This window comes from Streptomyces olivochromogenes (assembly GCF_001514115.1).
Taxonomy (GTDB): domain Bacteria; phylum Actinomycetota; class Actinomycetes; order Streptomycetales; family Streptomycetaceae; genus Streptomyces; species Streptomyces olivochromogenes.
Window position 1 is genome coordinate 1 of sequence record NZ_KQ948504.1, and the last position, 5,482, is coordinate 5,482.

Annotated in this window: 5 protein-coding genes and 1 pseudogene; 3 read left to right on the forward strand and 3 right to left on the reverse strand. The window is 69.8% G+C overall.

The genetic code is table 11. The annotated features are described in order from the left end of the window. Window positions 1-776 precede the first annotated feature (776 nt). On the forward strand, window positions 777-1,001 hold the full coding sequence (locus AQJ27_RS50855) for a hypothetical protein (protein WP_067385824.1): 225 nt from the start codon (window positions 777-779) through the stop codon (window positions 999-1,001). Continuing rightward, entirely contained in the window at window positions 998-1,222 is a 225-nt protein-coding gene (locus AQJ27_RS50860) for a LexA family protein (RefSeq protein ID WP_067385861.1), read from the forward strand. Before AQJ27_RS50855 ends, AQJ27_RS50860 begins: the two co-directional genes overlap by 4 nt. A 34-nt stretch (window positions 1,223-1,256) precedes the next feature. On the opposite strand, the gene AQJ27_RS50865 is transcribed toward AQJ27_RS50860, so the two are convergent. Next, on the reverse strand, window positions 1,257-2,204 hold the full coding sequence (locus tag AQJ27_RS50865) for an ATP-dependent DNA ligase (protein ID WP_067385827.1): 948 nt from the start codon (window positions 2,202-2,204) through the stop codon (window positions 1,257-1,259). Between the two features lie 243 nt (window positions 2,205-2,447). Between AQJ27_RS50865 and AQJ27_RS50870 the strand changes: the two genes are divergently transcribed. Next, window positions 2,448-3,446, forward strand: a complete 999-nt coding sequence (locus AQJ27_RS50870) for a DUF1259 domain-containing protein (protein WP_067385829.1) — start codon at window positions 2,448-2,450, stop codon at window positions 3,444-3,446. A 216-nt stretch (window positions 3,447-3,662) separates the two neighbouring features. Here AQJ27_RS50870 and AQJ27_RS50875 read toward each other — a convergent pair whose 3' ends face one another. Continuing rightward, window positions 3,663-4,103, reverse strand: a complete 441-nt coding sequence (locus AQJ27_RS50875) for a hypothetical protein (protein WP_067385833.1) — start codon at window positions 4,101-4,103, stop codon at window positions 3,663-3,665. Between the two features lie 71 nt (window positions 4,104-4,174). Further along, window positions 4,175-5,482: pseudogene (locus tag AQJ27_RS60065) on the reverse strand (hypothetical protein); the annotation flags it as partial.

Here is a 5,482-nt window from a genome sequence, read left to right on the forward strand (position 1 = left end):
TTGAGCGGCTTTGGTCGAGCGCCTGCGCGCTGGCTCTCTCCAGTTGCCGTTGGGGTGTGCTCAGCGCTTTCTGGAAGAGCGGGTGGAACCGCCCGCTCTTCCAGGAGGAGCGCACCATGGCGCAACCGATAAGCCGGCCAACGATCAGCGCTGAACAGTTCAGCCGAGTGTGTGACGAGATTGGGAGCATGGCGGCGCCCGAGAAGGACGCTCAGTCCATCCGGGACTGTGCTCTGCGCATCGTGCAGACCCTGGGCCTGGCGCTATCCACGGATGACCTGAGCAAGCTCCTCACCGTACTCATGGCCCCTAGCGTGGCCCCACCCTCAGAGAGCCCTCAGTACACCCGAGAGGCCATCCTGGACATGCCTGACGCGCAGCCAGGAGAAGATGAAGGCCCGGTCAGGTAGACCCGGCCGCCACGCCTGACTACATCCGCGGCTCGCCGGAGGGCGCCTGCCCCCCTGCTCATTCTTCGGTGACACGGACTCGCGGCCGTCAAGATTCCCTACGTTCTTCTTCGAGACCGGGAGAGCCCTTCGTATGGTTGGCCCACCCAGGGGCGTCGGGTGTGGCTTTCAAAGTTCTGCCGCTTGTGGCTTCCATCGATTGGCCGCCCGACGTCCCACGACGACTCGGCTGCCAATTAGGAATTGCGAATGATCGCTCCGTAGGGAATCGATGGCACGCGCTCAAGATCCGATCGCACAGGACACGGGCGCCGGTGACAGGCCAGCGCATCGACTTGACCAGACAATCGAACATGTGGCCTAATTATGGCACCCTTCCCCCCTGACCTGATCGAGCTCCAGGCGGAGTGGCAGCTCACGTATGCGGTGCTGGCCGTGCCGCACCCGGTGCACAACACCGCGCTGCGCCGCCGCCTGCAGACCCTGTCCGGCCGGCTGCTGTTTCACCCATACTGGTCCGGCCCGGGACGGACGCCGGCGGCCCGCGTGGAGCTGCGCCGCCAGGCCCGCGCCGTGGGGTGGCGGCCGTGAACCGGCGCCCGGAGCACCTCACGGCACGGGAGGAGCAGATCCTGCGGTGCATACGGCGGTGGATCGAGGAACGCGGTGAGGGCCCGTCGGTCCGGCAGCTTGCCGACGACATCGGGCTCAGCAGCACGGCGTCGGTCGCCTACCACCTCGGCAATCTTGAAGAGCGCGGCGCCCTGGTGCGTGACGGGCGAGGCTGGCGCACCTGCCGCCTGGTGCGGTGACCGCGCGCTCACGGACGGAGCCGCCGGCCGCGGCTCAGGGAGCGGAGGGCAGGTTGTCGGCCGTGAGGTCGCCTCGGACGCGCAGCACGCGGGGGCGGTGCCGGAACCGCCCCAACTCGCGGGGGCCGGTCTGGTCGGCCTCGATCTCCACGACCACGTCGGGGATCACGGGCCGGTAGTGCACCGGATCGGCGCCGGGCAGCCCGCCCACGGTCCCGGGCAGCTCCGCCTCCGTGTCCCCGGCCGGCCGCAGCAGCGGGAGCAGCTCGCGGCGTACCGCCTGGCCGAGGGGGAGGCTCACTCCCACGGCCCGCATCTGGCCTCCGCGGTGCGGCAGGCCGAGGATGAGGCACTGCGTTGCGGGAGTACGGCCGCTCACCCCGAGGACCGCGGCCTCGCTGGTGTGCATCTGCCGCCACTTCAGCCACCCCGAGCCGCGCCCTGCGACGTAGGGCCGGTTCGGTTTCATCACGACGCCCTCCACGCCGCCCAGGGCACCCACCCAGCCCAGGGCCGTCGCGACACTGTCGGTGACCGGCACCGGGCGGATCGCGGGCGGTCCGCCCTCCAGCAGGTCCAGCAGCCGCCCGCGGCGCTCCGCGTACGGCTTCGGCCGCCAGTCCGTGTCACCGACGGCCAGGACGTCGAAGGCGGCCAGGTGAACCGTGAAGCCCTCGTGGGACCGCGGGCCGCGTCCGGAGCGGGACTGCAGCTTTCCGAACGCCAGCTCGCCGCTGTCGAGGACGGCCACCAGCTCACCGTCCAGGACGCAGTCCGGCAGCGCGCGCGACGCCTGGGCGATGTCCGCGAACGAGGCGCTCAGGTCGGTGCCGTGGCGGCTCCACAACCGGCCCGCGCCAGCGAGGACCTGGCAGCGCCATCCGTCGAACTTGGGCTCGATCGCGGCGGTGTGGGGGTGGCCAAGGACGTGATCGACGGAACGGCACAGCGCCAGGGGGACGGGAAGGTCGAAGGGCGGCACGATCTATCGGTACCCGCCGTGGATCCGGATCCCGGGACTCGGCGCCGGTTTCACCTGCCTATCCCCGGAGTCGGGGCGGCGCGGGCGTCGTAGGTTGGGAGCGGCTCGATGGCTCGGCGGCGAGCTGCTGTATAGCCGCGGTCCATAGGCGGCAGCCAGTTAGCCCACCTGGCCGCATGCGGCCGTGCCGATAAGCGGTCCACAAGGTCTCCTGTGCTTCCATCGCGCCAGGAGGCATAAGACATGGATGACGAACGGCAGCAGGACACCCGCTCCCGGCTCACCGCGTCCCGGCGCCGTGTGCTGGCCGCGGCCGCCCTTGCGCCCGTACTCGCCGGTGGGCCTGCCGAGGCCCGCGCCCTCTCCGCCCGACCGCAGGACCGCGCCCTGGTCGAACCGGTGATGACCAAGCTGGCGGATTGGGCGGACGTGGGCGAGGCTCTCGGCCGACCCGGTGACATAAGGCGGTTCATGTACCACACGGGCTTGCCGCGCCGGGACCTCACAGTCTTCTCCCGCGGCATCCGGATCAACCCCGCGCTCGTCCTGGGCTCGCACGTGTCCTTCGTCCGGTACGCAGACCACAGCACGCTTTTGATGGGCGACGCCGTGGTCACTGAGCGGGAACTGCAGCACTTCGGTGACGTCCTGCAGGAGCACGGAATCATGCAGACCGCCATCCACAAGCACCTGCTCGCCCACGAGCCGGATGTCTGGTGGGTTCATCTGCATGCCCACGGCCACGATCCGGTCACCGTCGCCCGCGGTCTGCGCGCCGCATTCGACTGCACCGGCACCCCGCCCGCCGAACCCGCCACATCCTCGCCGCCCGTCGACCTGGACACCGCCGCGATCGACGCCGCCATGGGCGTCAAGGGCACCACCGACGGCGAGATCTACAAGTGCACCTATGTCCGCCGCGAGACCGTCGCCGACGGCCCTGTGATCCTGCCTCCGGGACTGGGCGCCACCACCTCCGTCAACTTCCAACCGCTCGGCGGCGGAAGGGCCGCCCTCAGCGGTGACCTGGTCATGATCGCCCAGGAGGTCCAGGCCGCCCTCATGGCCCTGCGGCACGGTGGCGTCGAACTCGTCGAGGTGCACCACCACAACCTCACCGACGAACCACGCCTGTTCTTCGTCCACTACTGGGCCGTAGGCGATGCCGTCAGCCTCGCCAAGGCCGTTCGCCGGGCCGTGGACACCACGAACGTCGTCCCCATGCCCGGAGGAGCCGCCTGATGACCGCGGACAACGAGACAACATCTGGCCCGGACCTGGCAGCGCCATCCGTCGAATTTGGGCTCGATCGCGGTTTCCCCCTAGATAGGGCGTCCAGGTAGGTGACCCTGCACGCCACACGGACGCCCTCACCAAACGCGGCCGCTGCAGCCGCGAGTGAACTTCAACAGGCCGCTGCGGACGATGCGGTGCACGGTGCGCATCCGGCGTGCACTACTACCGGTCGGTGGTCACGTCACGGAAGGCGTAGGCGAGGAGCTCGGCGATGGCCGCCTCGTTGGTTGCCGGGTGCCGCGCCTGCCACTCGATCAGCGTCTCCCGGACGGTCTGCGCTACAGCGCGGGCGTGCTGCGCAAGGTCATCGTCCAGTGGTGCCACTCCCCCGTCGTGGGTACGGCCGGTGATGACGACGGGCCCGTGCAGCGGGTACAGAGTCATGCCCCGCCAGGCGCTCGCCAGGGCCCAGGCGGCGAGATTCTGCTGGAGTCCGATCGACTGTCCGCTGCCGTGGATGTGCAGGAGAGCACGCCGGTGATACACGGCCTGGTCGGCGGCGCCCGTGGATCCGAGGTGTTCCCGGATCGCCCGCCGCGCATCCAGGTCGGGCAGTGTTAGCTCGGTGACGGTCGTGTCGGAAGCAATGCGGAGTGCCTGCATGCGGGCCGCTCCTTGGTGACAGCGATGGGTGTTGCGCAGTGATCGCGGTGGGCTGCGCACGGCGCATTCGTTCAGCGTGATTGCGCAGCGGCGTCGGTGCGGTGGCGGATGACGGCGTGCCAGCGGCGCTCGAAGTCTGCGGTGTGCTCTGCGATGGTCGCCGCCGTGATGGGCTCGTTGTACTGGAGGGTGATTCCACGGGCTGCGCAGGCCTCGGCGACGGCTTTCAACGAGGGCTGTTCACTACGCACTCGGTGCTCGGCCCAGACGCTGTAGATCCGGAAGGGCAGGAGGTAGCGGCGTAGCGTGCTCGCAGCGGCGGCCCGTCCGTTGCGGCCGACCACGCCCTTCTCACCCAAGTACTTCGACAGGTCATCACCGTTGGGCTCGGCACCGCGCTGCTGCTGATACTCCACACATGCGAGGTAGTAGCGATCGACGGTGGTGAGGCCGCTTCCCTCGGCCGGAGGCTGGGGCGGTATCTGCTCGTCCGCCAGCCCGTCGATGGCAGCGTTCACTTTCGGGCCGCGCTTCTCCTCTGCGGCGTGCGCCCCCGCGCCAACGGGCTCGGTCTGGGGATCGGACTCGCTCGGGGAGGGCACGGGAGGCAACTGCTCGCCAAAGCCAGCGACTGCTTCTTTGACGGGCGGTTCAGCGTCACCGAACTCCCGCTCCTGGAAGGCGGCGACGAAGTCCTCCAGGTCCTCGCCCATGAGGGGCTGGCCGGTCGCCCCGGTGATGCCGTCCCGCTGGAAGACATACGCGGCGAGAGCGGCGGCATCGGGGTACTGATCATGCTCTCTCGCGTAGGCGAGCCAGGCGCTGTAGAAGAACTCTTCCCACGACGGCTCTTCTTCCGGAACACCGTCCGGGGCGATCGCGGGATCGGCCGGTGGTGCATAGCGGTGCTGGAGGACTCGGAGCAGGGGCTGCAGTTGTTCGTCAGAGAGGGGGCCGCCAGCCGCGGTGGTGATGCCGTACTCGGACCGGAGGAAGGCAGCGAACTGAGAAGCCGTGGGCTCTGCCTGGACCTGAGCAATCCACCTCTGGTAGGCCTCGGCGAAGTGCCCCGCGTCTTCCTCAACGGCCTCCTCCTGGGGCTGGGGCTGCCGCGCGGGAGCCGCGAGGGATTCCAGCACCCGGTGTTCGGGGGCGGTGGGGGCTGCTGGAGCCGGGGTGGGCGTCGCCACCTGGACCGGCGCCGGGGGCAGGAGGGCCGGCTCTATGCCCGCCGCTGCCAGGCCGGAGGGGGCGGTCTCTGCGAGCGGCACGCCGTAGCGGGCCAGGCGCAGCGGCATCAACGACTCCACCGGGGCCTTGCGGCGCCAGGCACGGCCGAAGCGGGAGTGCAGGCGGGCCTGGTAGACGAGACGTTCCTG

Excerpts from the sequence above, each read along its gene's own strand:
- AQJ27_RS50855 (WP_067385824.1), top strand. The coding sequence starts at position 777 with ATGGCACCCTTCCCCCCTGACCTGATCGAGCTCCAGGCGGAGTGGCAG.
- AQJ27_RS50870 (WP_067385829.1), top strand. The coding sequence starts at position 2,448 with ATGGATGACGAACGGCAGCAGGACACCCGCTCCCGGCTCACCGCGTCC.
- AQJ27_RS50875 (WP_067385833.1), bottom strand. The coding sequence starts at position 4,103 with ATGCAGGCACTCCGCATTGCTTCCGACACGACCGTCACCGAGCTAACA.